Origin of the sequence: Pseudomonas fluorescens (genome assembly GCF_018614775.1) — a bacterium.
Lineage (GTDB): Bacteria > Pseudomonadota > Gammaproteobacteria > Pseudomonadales > Pseudomonadaceae > Aquipseudomonas > Aquipseudomonas fluorescens_BY.
In genome coordinates this window covers 15,135-28,505 of sequence record NZ_JAGGOF010000063.1, presented here as the reverse complement: position 1 = coordinate 28,505, position 13,371 = coordinate 15,135, and the positions used below count along the sequence as shown (strand labels likewise).

The 13,371-nt window shown below is 61.3% G+C and carries 13 protein-coding genes and 4 tRNA genes; 10 read left to right on the top strand and 7 right to left on the bottom strand.

Translation table 11 applies throughout. The annotated features are described in order from the left end of the window. Positions 1-74: 74 nt before the first annotated feature. Positions 75-1,091 (bottom strand): outer membrane protein assembly factor BamD, encoded by a 1,017-nt coding sequence (locus J7E36_RS17275; protein WP_215005245.1) that lies wholly within the window; start codon positions 1,089-1,091, stop codon positions 75-77. A 150-nt stretch (positions 1,092-1,241) separates the two neighbouring features. Here J7E36_RS17275 and rluD point away from each other — a divergent pair, with 150 nt between their 5' ends. The 8 genes from rluD (at position 1,242) to J7E36_RS17235 (ending at position 8,229) form a co-directional block, all read left to right on the top strand. Beyond that, a complete protein-coding gene (gene rluD / locus J7E36_RS17270) occupies positions 1,242-2,204 on the top strand; it encodes a 23S rRNA pseudouridine(1911/1915/1917) synthase RluD (RefSeq protein WP_215005241.1) in 963 nt (320 codons plus the stop codon). Then, on the top strand, positions 2,201-2,926 hold the full coding sequence (gene pgeF, locus J7E36_RS17265) for a peptidoglycan editing factor PgeF (RefSeq protein WP_215005238.1): 726 nt from the start codon (positions 2,201-2,203) through the stop codon (positions 2,924-2,926). The genes rluD and pgeF overlap by 4 nt, the downstream gene beginning before the upstream one ends. A gap of 246 nt (positions 2,927-3,172) precedes the next feature. Further along, positions 3,173-5,737 (top strand): ATP-dependent chaperone ClpB, encoded by a 2,565-nt coding sequence (gene clpB, locus J7E36_RS17260; RefSeq protein ID WP_215005234.1) that lies wholly within the window; start codon positions 3,173-3,175, stop codon positions 5,735-5,737. 300 nt (positions 5,738-6,037) lie between these two features. Continuing rightward, a tRNA-Asn gene (locus J7E36_RS17255) sits at positions 6,038-6,113 on the top strand. 7 nt (positions 6,114-6,120) lie between these two features. Continuing rightward, a tRNA-Pro gene (locus J7E36_RS17250) sits at positions 6,121-6,197 on the top strand. A gap of 5 nt (positions 6,198-6,202) precedes the next feature. Next, positions 6,203-6,278, top strand: a tRNA-Lys gene (locus J7E36_RS17245). A 94-nt stretch (positions 6,279-6,372) separates the two neighbouring features. Continuing rightward, a tRNA-Pro gene (locus J7E36_RS17240) sits at positions 6,373-6,449 on the top strand. 154 nt (positions 6,450-6,603) lie between these two features. Then, positions 6,604-8,229: a methyl-accepting chemotaxis protein gene (locus J7E36_RS17235; protein ID WP_215005231.1), complete on the top strand. Its 1,626-nt coding sequence runs from the start codon at positions 6,604-6,606 to the stop codon at positions 8,227-8,229. 82 nt (positions 8,230-8,311) lie between these two features. Here the strand turns inward: J7E36_RS17235 and J7E36_RS17230 are convergent, their stop codons facing one another. From J7E36_RS17230 to J7E36_RS17220, 3 genes are all read right to left on the bottom strand, one after another. Further along, positions 8,312-9,610, bottom strand: a complete 1,299-nt coding sequence (locus J7E36_RS17230; RefSeq protein WP_215005229.1) for an NAD(P)/FAD-dependent oxidoreductase — start codon at positions 9,608-9,610, stop codon at positions 8,312-8,314. 57 nt (positions 9,611-9,667) lie between these two features. Next, complete coding sequence (locus J7E36_RS17225) at positions 9,668-9,841, bottom strand: DUF3094 domain-containing protein (protein WP_003185543.1); 174 nt, start codon at positions 9,839-9,841, stop codon at positions 9,668-9,670. A 121-nt stretch (positions 9,842-9,962) separates the two neighbouring features. Further along, a complete protein-coding gene (locus tag J7E36_RS17220) occupies positions 9,963-10,589 on the bottom strand; it encodes a DUF1780 domain-containing protein (protein ID WP_215005226.1) in 627 nt (208 codons plus the stop codon). A gap of 125 nt (positions 10,590-10,714) precedes the next feature. Between J7E36_RS17220 and J7E36_RS17215 the strand changes: the two genes are divergently transcribed. Both J7E36_RS17215 and J7E36_RS17210 read left to right on the top strand, forming a co-directional pair. Continuing rightward, on the top strand, positions 10,715-11,401 hold the full coding sequence (locus J7E36_RS17215) for an energy-coupling factor ABC transporter permease (RefSeq protein WP_215005223.1): 687 nt from the start codon (positions 10,715-10,717) through the stop codon (positions 11,399-11,401). A gap of 61 nt (positions 11,402-11,462) precedes the next feature. After that, positions 11,463-11,678, top strand: coding sequence for a hypothetical protein (locus J7E36_RS17210; RefSeq protein WP_215005220.1), 216 nt, complete (start codon positions 11,463-11,465; stop codon positions 11,676-11,678). Here J7E36_RS17210 and yacG read toward each other — a convergent pair. Genes yacG through J7E36_RS17195 form a run of 3 tightly spaced genes read right to left on the bottom strand, consistent with a single transcriptional unit; the run spans position 11,675 to position 13,370 of the window. Then, on the bottom strand, positions 11,675-11,881 hold the full coding sequence (yacG, locus tag J7E36_RS17205) for a DNA gyrase inhibitor YacG (RefSeq protein ID WP_215005217.1): 207 nt from the start codon (positions 11,879-11,881) through the stop codon (positions 11,675-11,677). The genes J7E36_RS17210 and yacG overlap by 4 nt on opposite strands. Beyond that, the gene (gene coaE / locus J7E36_RS17200) at positions 11,878-12,501 is read right to left on the bottom strand and encodes a dephospho-CoA kinase (protein WP_215005214.1); all 624 of its coding nucleotides are present in this window, start codon (positions 12,499-12,501) and stop codon (positions 11,878-11,880) included. The genes yacG and coaE overlap by 4 nt, the downstream gene beginning before the upstream one ends. Next, a complete protein-coding gene (locus tag J7E36_RS17195; protein ID WP_215005211.1) occupies positions 12,501-13,370 on the bottom strand; it encodes a prepilin peptidase in 870 nt (289 codons plus the stop codon). The genes coaE and J7E36_RS17195 overlap by 1 nt, the downstream gene beginning before the upstream one ends. Position 13,371: the final 1 nt, after the last annotated feature.

Below are 13,371 nucleotides of genomic sequence, written 5' to 3'. Positions count from 1 at the left end.
ACCTTATTCAGGACGGGACACCAGGCACAAAAAAGGGAGACCGTCGGGTCTCCCTTTTTTGCTGGCGCCTTGGCTTAGTCGAACAGGCCGAAGGTCAGGTGGCTGAACCAGGAGCGGTCGCTGGACTCGCTTTCTGGTTCTTCTTCCTCGATCACGTCGCCGTTTTCGTCCTTGGGCTTGAGCTCGTTCGGAATGGCTTCCTTGGCGTCCTGGAACTGGCGCTGCACGTCCTGGTTGGCGCGGGTTTCACCCGGCGGCAGGGGCGGGCGGGACTCGATCAGGCCAAGGGTCGCCTTGCTCAGCCACGAACGGTTGTCCGCTTCGGCGACCCGTGGCGTGAACTGGCCGTCGACCAGGGAAGGGTGATCCGGGTAGTTCAGCTTCAGGGTTTCCAAGCTGGTGGCCGCCAGGTCGTCCAGGTGCAGGCGCTGGTAGGCTTCGGTCATCACGGCCAGGCCGTCACCCACCGAAGGGGTTTCCTGGAAATTTTCCACCACGTAGCGGCCACGGTTGGCGGCGGCGACGTAGGCCTGACGGGTCAGGTAATAGTCGGCCACGTGGATCTCGTAGGAAGCCAGCAGGTTGCGCAGGTAGATCATGCGCTGCTTGGCGTCCGGCGAGTAGCGGCTGTTGGGGAAGCGGCTGGTCAGCTGGGCGAACTCGTTGTAGGAGTCGCGCGCGGCACCCGGGTCACGCTTGGTCATGTCCAGCGGCAGGAAGCGCGCCAGCAGGCCGACGTCCTGGTCGAAGGAGGTCAGGCCCTTGAGGTAATAGGCGTAGTCGACATTCGGGTGCTGCGGATGCAGGCGAATGAAACGCTCGGCGGCGGACTTCGCCGCTTCCGGTTCGGCGTTCTTGTAGTTGGCGTAGATCAGCTCCAACTGGGCCTGATCGGCGTAGCGACCGAACGGATACCGCGACTCCAGGGCCTTGAGCTTGGCTGTGGCACTGGCGTAGCTGTTGTTGTCCAGGTCGTTCTGCGCCTGTTGGTACAGTTCGACTTCGCTCAGGTTTTCGTCTACGACTTCCTTCGACGAGCAAGCAGCAGTCAATGCGAGGATGGCGATCAGCAGCAGGTGTTTCACTTGCATGGCGGCTTGCGTCCCTATGACGGCCGCTGTCTTGGGCGGGGCCGTCCTGTTATGATGAGCGCCCCGTTGAAAGCCTCGGGGCAAAAGACGCCGTATTTAACCACAAGCGCGCAGCCGAAACCAAAGGCTGTGCCGACGCCTAGTCCGAGCATGTCCGATAAAATAGAACTTCGCGCAGAGGTGCCGTCCGAATTGGGCGGCCAACGCCTCGATCAAGTCGCCGCCCAACTCTTCGCCGAGCACTCGCGCTCGCGCCTTTCCGCCTGGATCAAGGACGGCCGCCTGACTGTGGATGGGGCGGTCATTCGCCCGCGCGACATCGTCCATGGCGGTGCCATCCTCCAACTGACTGCCGAACAGGAGGCCCAGGGAGAATGGGTTGCCCAGGACATTGCCCTGGACATCGTCTATGAAGACGACGACATCCTGGTGATCAACAAGCCCGCGGGCCTGGTGGTGCACCCGGCGGCTGGCCATGCCGATGGCACGCTGCTCAACGCCCTGCTGCACCACGTCCCGGATATCATCAATGTGCCCCGTGCCGGTATCGTGCACCGCCTGGACAAGGACACCACCGGCCTGATGGTGGTGGCCAAGACCATCCAGGCGCAGACGCAGCTGGTGACACAGCTGCAAAGCCGCAGTGTCAGCCGCATCTATGAGTGCATCGTGATCGGCGTGGTCACCGCCGGTGGCAAGATCAACGCACCCATCGGCCGTCATGGCCAGCAGCGCCAGCGCATGGCGGTGATGGAAGGCGGCAAGCAGGCGGTCAGTCATTACCGCGTGCTCGAGCGCTTCCGCTCCCACACCCACGTGCGGGTCAAGCTGGAAACCGGCCGTACCCACCAGATCCGCGTGCACATGGCCCACATCAACTTCCCGTTGGTGGGCGACCCGGCCTATGGCGGTCGTTTCCGCATTCCGCCGGCCGCCAGCGTGACCATGGTCGAATCGTTGAAAAATTTCCCGCGCCAGGCGCTGCACGCGCGCTTCCTGGAACTGGATCATCCGACCACCGGTAAGCGCATGAGCTGGGAGTCGCCGCTGCCGGATGACTTCGTCTGGCTGCTGACGCTGCTCAAGCAGGACCGCGAGGCGTTCATCGGATGAGTGACTGGCTGACACCCGACTGGCCCGCGCCGGACCGGGTCAAGGCCTGCGTCACCACCCGTGCGGGCGGCGTCAGCCAGGCGCCGTTCGACAGCCTCAACCTGGGCAACCATGTCGATGACGACCCTGCGGCCGTCGCCGAAAACCGTCGTCGTCTTACCGAACGCTTCGCCATTCGTCCGGCCTGGCTGCAGCAGGTCCATGGAATAGACGTGGTCGAGGCTGACCCGGCCCAGGTGGCGACCGCCGACGCCAGTTGGACCGCTACGCCGGGCATCGCTTGCACAGCGATGACGGCGGACTGTTTGCCTGTATTGTTCTGTAACCATGCCGGCACGCGTGTCGCGGCAGCTCATGCCGGTTGGCGCGGGTTGGCGAACGGGGTGTTGGAAGCGACCCTCGACAGTCTTCAGGCGCCTGCCGGTGAGGTCCTTGTCTGGCTTGGGCCGGCCATTGGCCCGCAAGCCTTCGAGGTTGGGGCGGAAGTGCGTGAAGCGTTCGTCGCGCAATTGCCCCAGGCGGCACGAGCCTTCGTACCTGGACACAATGCCGGCAAGTTTTTCGCTGACATCTATGAACTGGCGCGTTTGCGACTGGCGGCGCGGGGTGTTACGGCGGTGTACGGTGGTGGCCTGTGTACCGTGACGGATCCACGCTTCTTCTCCTACCGCCGCAATCCGCGCACCGGTCGTTTTGCTTCGCTGGTCTGGCTCGAACAATAGAAGGTTGTTTGGCTGCTCCTCCTGTGGGAGCGAGCCTGCTCGCGATGGCAGTCTCTCAGCTAACCTTCAATCGGCTGACACACCGCTTTTCGCGAGCGAGCCCGCTTCTGCCGGCGTCATCTGGCTGATCTGCATCAACGAAACCCGCTTGAATCTTGCAGAATCGTCCACATCTATAGCGGTATCTGGCAGGTTTCTTCATTCAGGATGTTTTTTGGTCCGGCCTGCTCAAAAGGAAGGTGACCCATGCGAATTGATCGTTTAACCAGCAAATTACAATTGGCCCTGTCCGATGCCCAGTCCCTGGCCGTCGGGCTGGACCATCCCGGTATCGAGCCGGCGCATTTGATGCAGGCGATGCTCGAGCAGCAAGGCGGCTCCATCAAGCCTCTGTTGATGCAGGTGGGCTTTGACGTCAACAGCCTGCGCAAGGAGTTGGCGAAAGAACTCGACCAGTTGCCCAAGATCCAGAACCCGACGGGCGACGTGAACATGTCCCAGGACCTGGCGCGGCTGCTGAACCAGGCCGACCGCCTGGCCCAGCAGAAGGGCGACCAGTTCATTTCCAGCGAGCTGGTGCTGCTCGCCGCCATGGACGAGAACAGCAAGCTGGGCAAATTGCTGCTCGGCCAGGGCGTGAGCAAGAAGGCCCTGGAGAATGCCATCAACAACCTGCGGGGCGGCGAAGCGGTCAACGATGCCAACCACGAGGAGTCTCGTCAGGCGTTGGATAAATACACCGTCGACCTGACCAAGCGTGCCGAGGAAGGCAAGCTCGACCCGGTGATTGGCCGCGACGATGAAATCCGTCGCACGATTCAGGTGCTGCAACGCCGCACGAAGAACAACCCGGTGTTGATCGGTGAGCCCGGCGTGGGTAAGACCGCCATTGCCGAGGGCCTGGCCCAGCGCATCATCAACGGTGAAGTGCCGGACGGCCTGAAGGGCAAGCGGTTGCTGTCTTTGGACATGGGCGCGCTGATCGCGGGTGCCAAGTACCGTGGCGAGTTCGAAGAACGCCTCAAAGCCTTGCTCAACGAACTGTCGAAGCAGGAAGGGCAGATCATCCTTTTCATCGACGAATTGCACACCATGGTCGGCGCCGGCAAGGGCGAAGGCTCCATGGACGCCGGTAACATGCTCAAGCCGGCGCTGGCCCGTGGCGAGTTGCATTGCGTCGGTGCGACCACGCTCAATGAGTACCGCCAATACATAGAGAAGGACGCGGCCCTTGAGCGGCGTTTCCAGAAAGTGCTGGTGGAGGAGCCGAGCGAAGAAGACACCATCGCCATCCTGCGCGGCCTCAAGGAGCGCTACGAGGTTCACCACAAGGTGGCGATCACCGATGGCGCGATTATCGCGGCGGCCAAGCTCAGCCATCGCTACATCACTGACCGGCAATTGCCGGACAAGGCCATCGATCTGATCGACGAAGCCGCCAGCCGCATCCGCATGGAAATCGATTCCAAGCCCGAAGTGCTGGATCGCCTGGAGCGGCGCTTGATTCAGCTCAAGGTCGAGTCCCAGGCGCTGAAGAAAGAAAGCGACGAAGCGGCGAAGAAACGTCTGGAAAGGTTGCAGGAAGAAATCGTCCGTCATGAGCGGGAGTATTCCGATCTTGAGGAAATCTGGAATTCGGAAAAAGCCGAAGTCCAGGGCTCTGCGCAGATCCAGCAAAAGATCGAACAGTCTCGCCAGGAATTGGAAGCGGCTCGTCGCAAGGGCGATCTCAACCGCATGGCCGAGTTGCAGTACGGGGTGATCCCGGACCTGGAGCGCAGCCTGCAAATGGTCGACCAGCACGGCAAGAGCGAAAACCAGTTGCTGCGCAGCAAGGTCACCGAAGAAGAAATCGCTGAAGTGGTTTCCAAGTGGACCGGTATTCCGGTGTCGAAGATGCTCGAAGGCGAGCGCGACAAGCTGCTGAAGATGGAAAGTCTGTTGCACCAGCGTGTGATCGGCCAGGAGGAAGCGGTGGTGGCGGTTGCCAACGCCGTGCGCCGGTCCCGTGCCGGGTTGTCGGACCCGAACCGTCCGAGCGGTTCATTCATGTTCCTCGGCCCGACCGGTGTCGGTAAAACCGAGCTGTGCAAGGCGCTGGCGGAGTTCCTGTTCGATACCGAAGAGGCCATGGTGCGTATCGACATGTCCGAGTTCATGGAGAAACATTCCGTGGCGCGACTGATCGGTGCCCCACCGGGGTATGTCGGCTACGAGGAAGGCGGTTACCTGACCGAGGCCGTGCGGCGCAAACCGTACTCGGTGATCCTCCTCGATGAGGTCGAGAAGGCCCATCCGGATGTGTTCAACATCCTGTTGCAAGTGCTGGAGGATGGTCGCCTGACCGACAGCCACGGGCGCACGGTGGACTTCCGTAACACGGTGATCGTGATGACCTCGAACCTGGGCTCGGCGCAGATCCAAGAGCTGGTAGGGGACCGTGAGGCACAGCGCGCAGCGGTGATGGACGCGATTTCCACCCACTTCCGCCCCGAGTTCATCAACCGGGTGGACGAAGTGGTGATTTTCGAGCCGTTGGCCCGGGACCAGATTGCTGGCATTACCGAGATCCAATTGGGTCGCCTGCGCAGTCGCCTCACCGAGCGCGAGCTGAAGCTGCAATTGAGCGACGAGGCCTTGGACAAGCTGATTGCGGTGGGTTACGACCCGGTCTATGGCGCGCGGCCGCTGAAGCGGGCTATCCAGCGCTGGATCGAAAACCCGCTGGCGCAGTTGATCCTGTCGGGTCGCTTCATGCCTGGCGAAACCGTGACCGGCGTGGTGGAAAACGACGAAATCGTCTTCCACTAAAAGCTGGCACTGCCTGCAACCGGAATGGCCTCGCTTTGCGAGGCCATTTTTTTCATCAGGCCGTTGAACTCAAAGGAAAAGGCTTGTAAAGTGCGCCCCGCAGTACGTCACCCCCCGGGGTTACTTCTCGCTGAGAAGGAATCCGAAACAAGTTGCAAATCATTGTCTTGAAAGCAATTTAAGGGGTTGACAGAGGTTTTGAAGATTGTAGAATAGCGCGCCTCAGACACACGAACGCAGCGATGCGGGCAGGTAGAAGAGGTTGAAGCTAGCTTCAACGTTGCAACTTGAAATATCAGTTCCGTGATAGCTCAGTCGGTAGAGCAAATGACTGTTAATCATTGGGTCCCAGGTTCGAGTCCTGGTCACGGAGCCATTTCAATCGGGGTATAGCGCAGTCCGGTAGCGCGCCTGCTTTGGGAGCAGGATGTCAGGAGTTCGAATCCCCTTACCCCGACCATATTTGGGTCGTTAGCTCAGTTGGTAGAGCAGTTGGCTTTTAACCAATTGGTCGTAGGTTCGAATCCCACACGACCCACCATTTTTGAGACCAGTTCGCTGGAATCGAATCTTAAGATCAGAGGCCAAAAGCGCTGATCGAGGAAGGCGACTTGCAAGGGTCGCCTTTTTTTTACCGGGGTATAGCGCAGTCCGGTAGCGCGCCTGCTTTGGGAGCAGGATGTCAGGAGTTCGAATCCCCTTACCCCGACCATATTGAAAATCCTCGTATCGACAGATACGGGGATTTTTTTTTGCCTGTGCAAAGGTGGAAAGTCTTAAGTTGTCGTACAACATGCCGATAACCCGCCGACAGGGGTTGGACTGATCGCCCCATTTCAGGCCAATAACAAAAAAGGCATCCGTTTATGTTTCTTCGTCAGCTGAATATTGCCCCCCGCGCCGCATTGGGATTTGCCTTGATCGCCGTGCTGGTGGCATTGCTCGGGGTGTTTGCGCTGGGCCAGATGTCGAGCATCCGTGACAGCGAAGTCGCGGTAGAGAGTCAGTGGCTGCCCAGTATTCGCGGCGGCGATGAGATTCGTGAACTGATGTTGCGCATCCGCACGATTTCCCTGCGCATGGCCCTGGATCAGGACCCGAAGAACATCTCGGTGTATCGCGGGCAAATGGACACCCGTGACAAGGAGCTGAGCGAAAAAATTGCCACGTACGACAAGCTTGTCGTGACCCCGGAAGGCAAGGCGCTCTACGACCAGTTCAAGCAGACCTTTGCCGCCTATCGTGCGGGCATCGCCCAGTCCTTCACCCTGGCGGAGCAGGGCCGTCGTGACGACCTGATCAAACTGTTGCTGGTGGACATGAAGACGGTGGTGGACGGTTCCGGCAAGCAGCTCAACGACCTGGCGGAGTTGTTCTCCAAACAGGTGTCCATCGAGAGCCAGAAATCCCAGGAGCACTACGCCAATTCGCGCATGATCGTCAGCCTGTTCATCGTGCTCGCCGCCCTGGCCACGGTGGCCCTGGCGATGCTGCTCACCCGCAGTATCGTCAAGCCGTTGGGCGAGGCGCTGAACGCTGCGGAGAACGTGGCGCGCGGTGACCTGACCCGGCCCATCGAAACCCATGGCAACGACGAAGTAAGCCGGCTGCTCAAGGCGCTGGCGACCATGCAGCAGAACCTGCGTGAAACGTTGCAGAACATCAGTGGCTCGGCGACGCAACTGGCGACCGCCGCCGATGAGCTGAACGCGGTGACCCTCGGCAGCACCCAGAGCCTGCAACAGCAGAACAACGAAATCGAACAGGCAGCCACGGCCGTCACCGAAATGACCACCGCTGTAGAGGAAGTCGCTCGCAACGCCGTGTCGACCTCTGATGCGACTCGTCAATCCAGTGAGTCGGCGTCCCTTGGACAGCAGCGGGTCAGTGACACGGTCGATGCCATTGGCGCCCTCGCCAACGATGTGGAGGTGACCGGTGGCCTGGTACAGTCCCTGGCCAACCAATCGCAGGACATTGGCAAGGTGCTGGACGTGATCCGGGCGATCGCCGAACAAACCAACCTGTTGGCCCTCAACGCGGCCATCGAAGCGGCCCGGGCCGGCGAAAGCGGTCGCGGCTTTGCGGTGGTGGCTGACGAAGTCCGGGCGCTGGCCTATCGCACGCAGCAATCGACCCAGGAAATCGAACAGATGGTCCAAGGCATGCGCAGCGGCGCCAGCCAGGCGCTGGATTCCATGCAGGCCAGCTCCAGCCGCGCCGCCAGCACCCTGGCGATGGCCGAGCGAGCGGGGGACGCGCTACAGACCATCACCGCCTCGGTCAGCGAAATCCACGAACGCAACCTGGTGATCGCCAGCGCTGCCGAAGAACAGGCACAGGTGGCCCGTGAGGTGGATCGCAACCTGGTGAACATTCGGGATTTGTCCGTGCGTTCGGCCACGGGGGCGGACCAGACCAGCGCGTCCAGCCATGAGTTGTCGCAACTGGCGAATTCGTTGCGCACGATGGTGCAGCGGTTTCAGGTTTGATGGTTGAAGGGGCATTGAAGGGACGCGGAGCGTCCCGGGCTGCATTCCCACGCAGAGCGTGGGAACGATCGTCAGTAGTGTTTCAGTGCAACTTGAGCCTCGGCTCTGTCCCACGCCCAATCCGGCTGCCCAACATCAGCATCGCCGTACGGAACATGCCGTACAGCGCCATCTGGTGCATGCGATAAAGCGACACGTAGAACATCCGCGCCAGCCAGCCTTCGAGCATCACACTGCCGGTGAGGTTGCCCATCAGGTTGCCTACCGCCGAAAAGCGCGACAGCGAGATTAACGAGCCGTAGTCAGTGTATTTGTAATGCGGCAGGGCCTTGCCTTCGATCCTCAGCTTCAAGGATTTTGCCAGCATTGACGCTTGCTGGTGCGCCGCCTGGGCGCGTGGTGGCACGTTGCGGTCGCTGTCCGGCTGCGGGCAGGCGGCGCAGTCGCCGAAGGCGAAGATGTTTTCGTCGCGGGTGGTCTGCAAGGTCGGCAGCACTTGAAGCTGGTTGATTCGATTGGTCTCCAGCCCGTCGATCTCCTTGAGGAAGTCCGGCGCGCGGATCCCGGCGGCCCAGACCTTCAGGCTCGCGTCGATCACTTTGCCATCGACGGTGATCAGGCTGTCGGCGGTCACCTGGCTGACGGCAGCGTTGGTCATCACGTTGACCCCGAGTTTTTCCAGGGTCTTGTGCACCGGTCCACCGATGCGCTCGGGCAGTGCCGGCAGGACTCGCGGCCCGGCTTCGATCAGGGTGATGTGCATGTTTTCCGGCTTGATCCGGTCCAGGCCGTAGGCCGCCAGTTCATGGGCCGCGTTGTGCAGCTCGGCGGCCAGTTCGACGCCGGTCGCACCAGCGCCGACGATGGCGACGCTGATGCGCTCCACGGCATCGGTCTGGCCGGCATGGGCGCGCAGGTAATGATTGAGCAATTGCTGATGGAAGCGCTCGGCCTGCTTGCGGGTGTCGAGGAACAGGCAATGCTGGGCCGCGCCCTCGGTGCCGAAGTCGTTGGTGGTGCTGCCGACGGCAATCACCAGGCTGTCGTAACCCAGCTCCCGGGCCGGTAACAGTTCCACGCCCGCTTCGTCGTAGGTGGCGGCCAGCTGGATCTTCTTCAGTTCGCGGTCAAGGCCGCTCATGCGCCCCAGCTGGAACTCGAAGTGGTTCCATTTGGCCTGGGCGACATAGTTGAGTTCGTCTTCGGAGGAGTTCAGGGAACCGGCGGCCACTTCGTGCAGCAAGGGTTTCCAGATGTGGGTCAGGTTCGCGTCGACCAGCATCACACTGGCCGTGCCGCGCTTGCCCAGAGTCTTACCCAGACGGGTAGCCAACTCCAGACCGCCGGCGCCGCCGCCAACGATGACAATACGATGAGTCATAGGGATATCTCGCAAGGCTAAAGGAAATCGGTGCCGTTACCCGCGCGAGTCCAAGGCTCATAGCGTCAGGTAACTGATCAGTCGGCTCAACAGGCCCAGGCCGATAGTCACGGCCAGTACCACCACCAGGAGCATCCACGGCCGGAAAGGCCGGCGCTCGACTCGGTGCTGGGACAGTTGCAGGTACTCTTCGACATGCTTCTGGTCATCTGGGTTCAGGCGGCTGGTCATAAAGGCCTCGTCAGGTAGACGTTGCGAAAGGTGTTGGCGCTACAGCGTCCGGCTATCCGGCATTCAATGCAGCGTAGCCGCTCGTCAGATGAGCGTACACGTTGCGCGGTCTGCCGCGCGTTCACAGGCTGATCCCGACATCGAAGACGATGCTGCGACCCAGGTTGCCCCGCAGGAAGTCCGGTGCGTCGGGATGGGCAAACAGCACCCGGGCAAACGTCGGGCCCACCAGCGACAACGAGCGCCAGCCCTGGCGCAGGTACTCGGTGGGTGGCGGGAAGTGGCTGTTGAGATCGAGCACCTCACGCTTGAGGCTGGCGAAGGCGATGATGTCCAGGTCGCCCAGGTCCATGCCGCGTTCGGTGTAGTTGTGGGCTTTCTTGCGCAGGGTCGGGGCCAGTCTGAGCAGGAACTCGTTGGCCGGGATCCGCCGGGGCTTGGCTTCGCGGCGCACCAATTGGCTCAGGGAAAACGCACTGCGGCGGCGTTGCAGTTCGTCGCGCCATTCATCATTGAGACGGCGGCCCTCGTCGAGCACAAAGAACACCTCGAAATTGGCATCCCGAAACAACACGTCCGGCGGTTCCCCGGCGGGGGTAAATTCATCGGCACGGTAAGGCACGTTCAGGCCTTGCAGCAGACGTTGGCAGACCCAACGCTCACGCTCCCATTTGCGGGCATTGGAGAGGAAGGCGTTGGCTTGCTCGGCCGCGATGGTCAGCAGGCGTAAATAATCGGAATCATCCATGCACCCAAGCTTAGCGTTCAATGGCGACTAGCTGGAAGCGTTGAGTTGATTAATGGCAGTTCTCAAGAGGTGTAGACTGCCGACATGAAACGACGGTGGCGAGGGTCAGTGAAAGGTGTAATCCCATGATCGGTGCCGAACTGCTTTCCCCGCAGACCCTGGCGGTGGGCTGGCTGATTTATGTCCCGGTCCTCGCCTGGGCCGTGTGGCGGGCGCCGTGGGTGGAGCTGTTCACCGACAGTCGGCGCCAGCACCTGCTGTTCGGCACCGTGCTGGCGCTGTTCATGTTGTGGCTGGTGCGACGGGATTTCGACACGGGCGTTTCGTACCATTTCATCGGCATGACCGCCGTGACCCTGCTGCTGGACTGGCCGCTGGCTCTTCTCGGTGGTCTCTTTGCCCAGCTTGCGCTGGTGCTGTTGGGCCGCCAGGACATGGCGGCGATGGGCGTCAACGGTGCGCTGCTGATCCTGTTGCCGGTGCTGGTCACCGAGTGTTGCGCGATCCTGGTGGAGCGCGCCCAGCCGCGCAATCTGTTCGTGTACATTTTCTGCTCGGGGTTCCTCGCCGCCGCGCTGTCGGCGTTGTTGTGTCTGCTGCTGGGGCTCGCGCTGCTGTGGTATGACGGGATATTCGCCATGCCTTACTGGCTGGAGGATTTCATCGGCTACCTCTGGCTGATCATCTTTCCCGAAGCATTCATCAACGGCATGGTGGTCAGTGCGCTGGTGGTGTTCAGTCCCGAGTGGCTGGAAACCTTCAACCGCACGCGCTATCTGTCGGCGCCCTGGAACGATGACGACAAGTCTTGATGCATCAAGGTCGCGCCAACAGCCGCCGCTCATGCTCTGGAAAACTTCCAGGAGTACAACGATGAGTGTTTATGAGTGGGCGAGACAAGAGGTCCGGCGTAGCCACGACACGGCCATGGAGATCGGCTTCGACCCGGGCTTGAGCCTGCGTGCCTTGCTCAGTGCAATCGTGCAACAGAGCAAGGCAGTGCGCAGCGTCGAGGATCTGGCCGATGAGCTGAGTTTCCTCGCGGAAAATCTCGACGATGAACAGGACTATGGGTTCATGCGGCCTTAGTGGTGCGAGCGGGGAGTGAAGTCTTCGCTGAACAGCTCATCCTCGGCATCCGGGCTGACCGGAATCTTGTGTTCTTCCGACGCCCAGGCGCCGAGGTCGATCAATTTGCAGCGATCGGAACAGAACGGCCGGAATGTGCTCTGCGGGCTCCATTCGACGGGGGCGCCACAGGTCGGGCAATCAACGGTTGGGGTTTGGCTCATGACTGGCCTCCACGCAAAGTAAGGTAAAAGTGATGCAGGCGCTCGACCTCGCTGTGCAGCCAGGCCAGGTCGCGATCGTTGACCAGCACATCGTCGGCCTGGCTCAGGCGATCCTGGCGACTGGCTTGAGCCTTGAGGATGGCCTGGACCTGTTGCTCGCTGGTCTGGTCGCGCTGCAACGTCCGCTCGATCTGCAGTTGTTCCGGCGCATCGATCACCAGGATTCGCCGGGTCATGGCGTACTGTCCTGATTCGATCAACAGTGGCGATACCAGGATCGCGTAGGACGATTGTGCCTGGGCCAGGTGGTGGGCGATTTCCTCCGCGATCAGCGGATGCAATAGCGCTTCGAGCCAACGACGTTCATCGGCATTTTCAAAGATCAGCTTGCGCAGTACCGCCCGATCCAGGGCGCCATCGTCCTGCAACACGCCAGGGCCGAAGTGTCCGGCGATTTCCGCCAGGGCCGGGCGCCCGGGTTCGACGACCCAGCGCGCGGCGTGATCGGCGTCGATGACATGCACGCCCAAGTCGATGAAGTGCTGGGCGGCCGCGCTCTTGCCGCTGCCGATGCCACCGGTCAGGCCGAGAATCCAGGGTTTTTCCACAGGGCTATTCATTAGAAACCGACAGACTGCCAATAGAAGTCGGTTATTTGACCACCCCAGAGCAACGCAATCCAGCCGGCAATCGCCAGGTAGGGGCCGAAGGGGACTTGCGTCGACCCCGGCGCATTGCGCAGGCGCAGCACTATGATCCCGATGACGGCGCCTACCAGCGACGACAGCAGCAAGGTCAACGGCAGGATCTGCCAGCCACCCCAGGCGCCCAGCATCGCCAGCAGCTTGAAATCCCCGTAGCCCATGCCCTCCTTGCCGGTGAGCAATTTGAACACCCAGTAGACCGACCACAGGGCCAGGTAGCCGGCCACCGCGCCCCACATTGCCTGGTCCAGGGCGACGAACAACCCGAAGCTGTTGACGATCAAGCCGAGCCACAACAGCGGCAGCACCAGCGTATCGGGGAGCAATTGATGCTCGGCGTCGATCAGGCTCATGGCCAACAGGCCCCAGCTCAATACCATCACCCAGATGGCCTGCCAGCCAAAGCCGAAATGCCAGGCGACGAACGCCGACAAGGCGCCACAGGCCAGTTCGGTCAGGGGATAACGCCTGCCGATAGGCGCGGCGCAGTTCGAACAGCGGCCACGCAACATCAGGTAGCTGAGCAACGGGATGTTTTCCCAGGCTCGGATGCGATGGCCGCAGTGGGGGCATTGGGAGTGGGGCAACATCAGGTTGTAGACCGGGCCGGGGGCTTCGGCCGGCAAGCCCAGCAGGTCGTGGGCTTGCACGCGCCACTCGCGGGTGAGCATCTTCGGCAGGCGCCACACCAGCACATTGAGGAAGCTGCCGATGACCAGCCCGAGCAGCAGCGCACTGAGCACGAAGGCCAGGGGATAAAGCACGAAGAATTCGCTCAGGGGCATG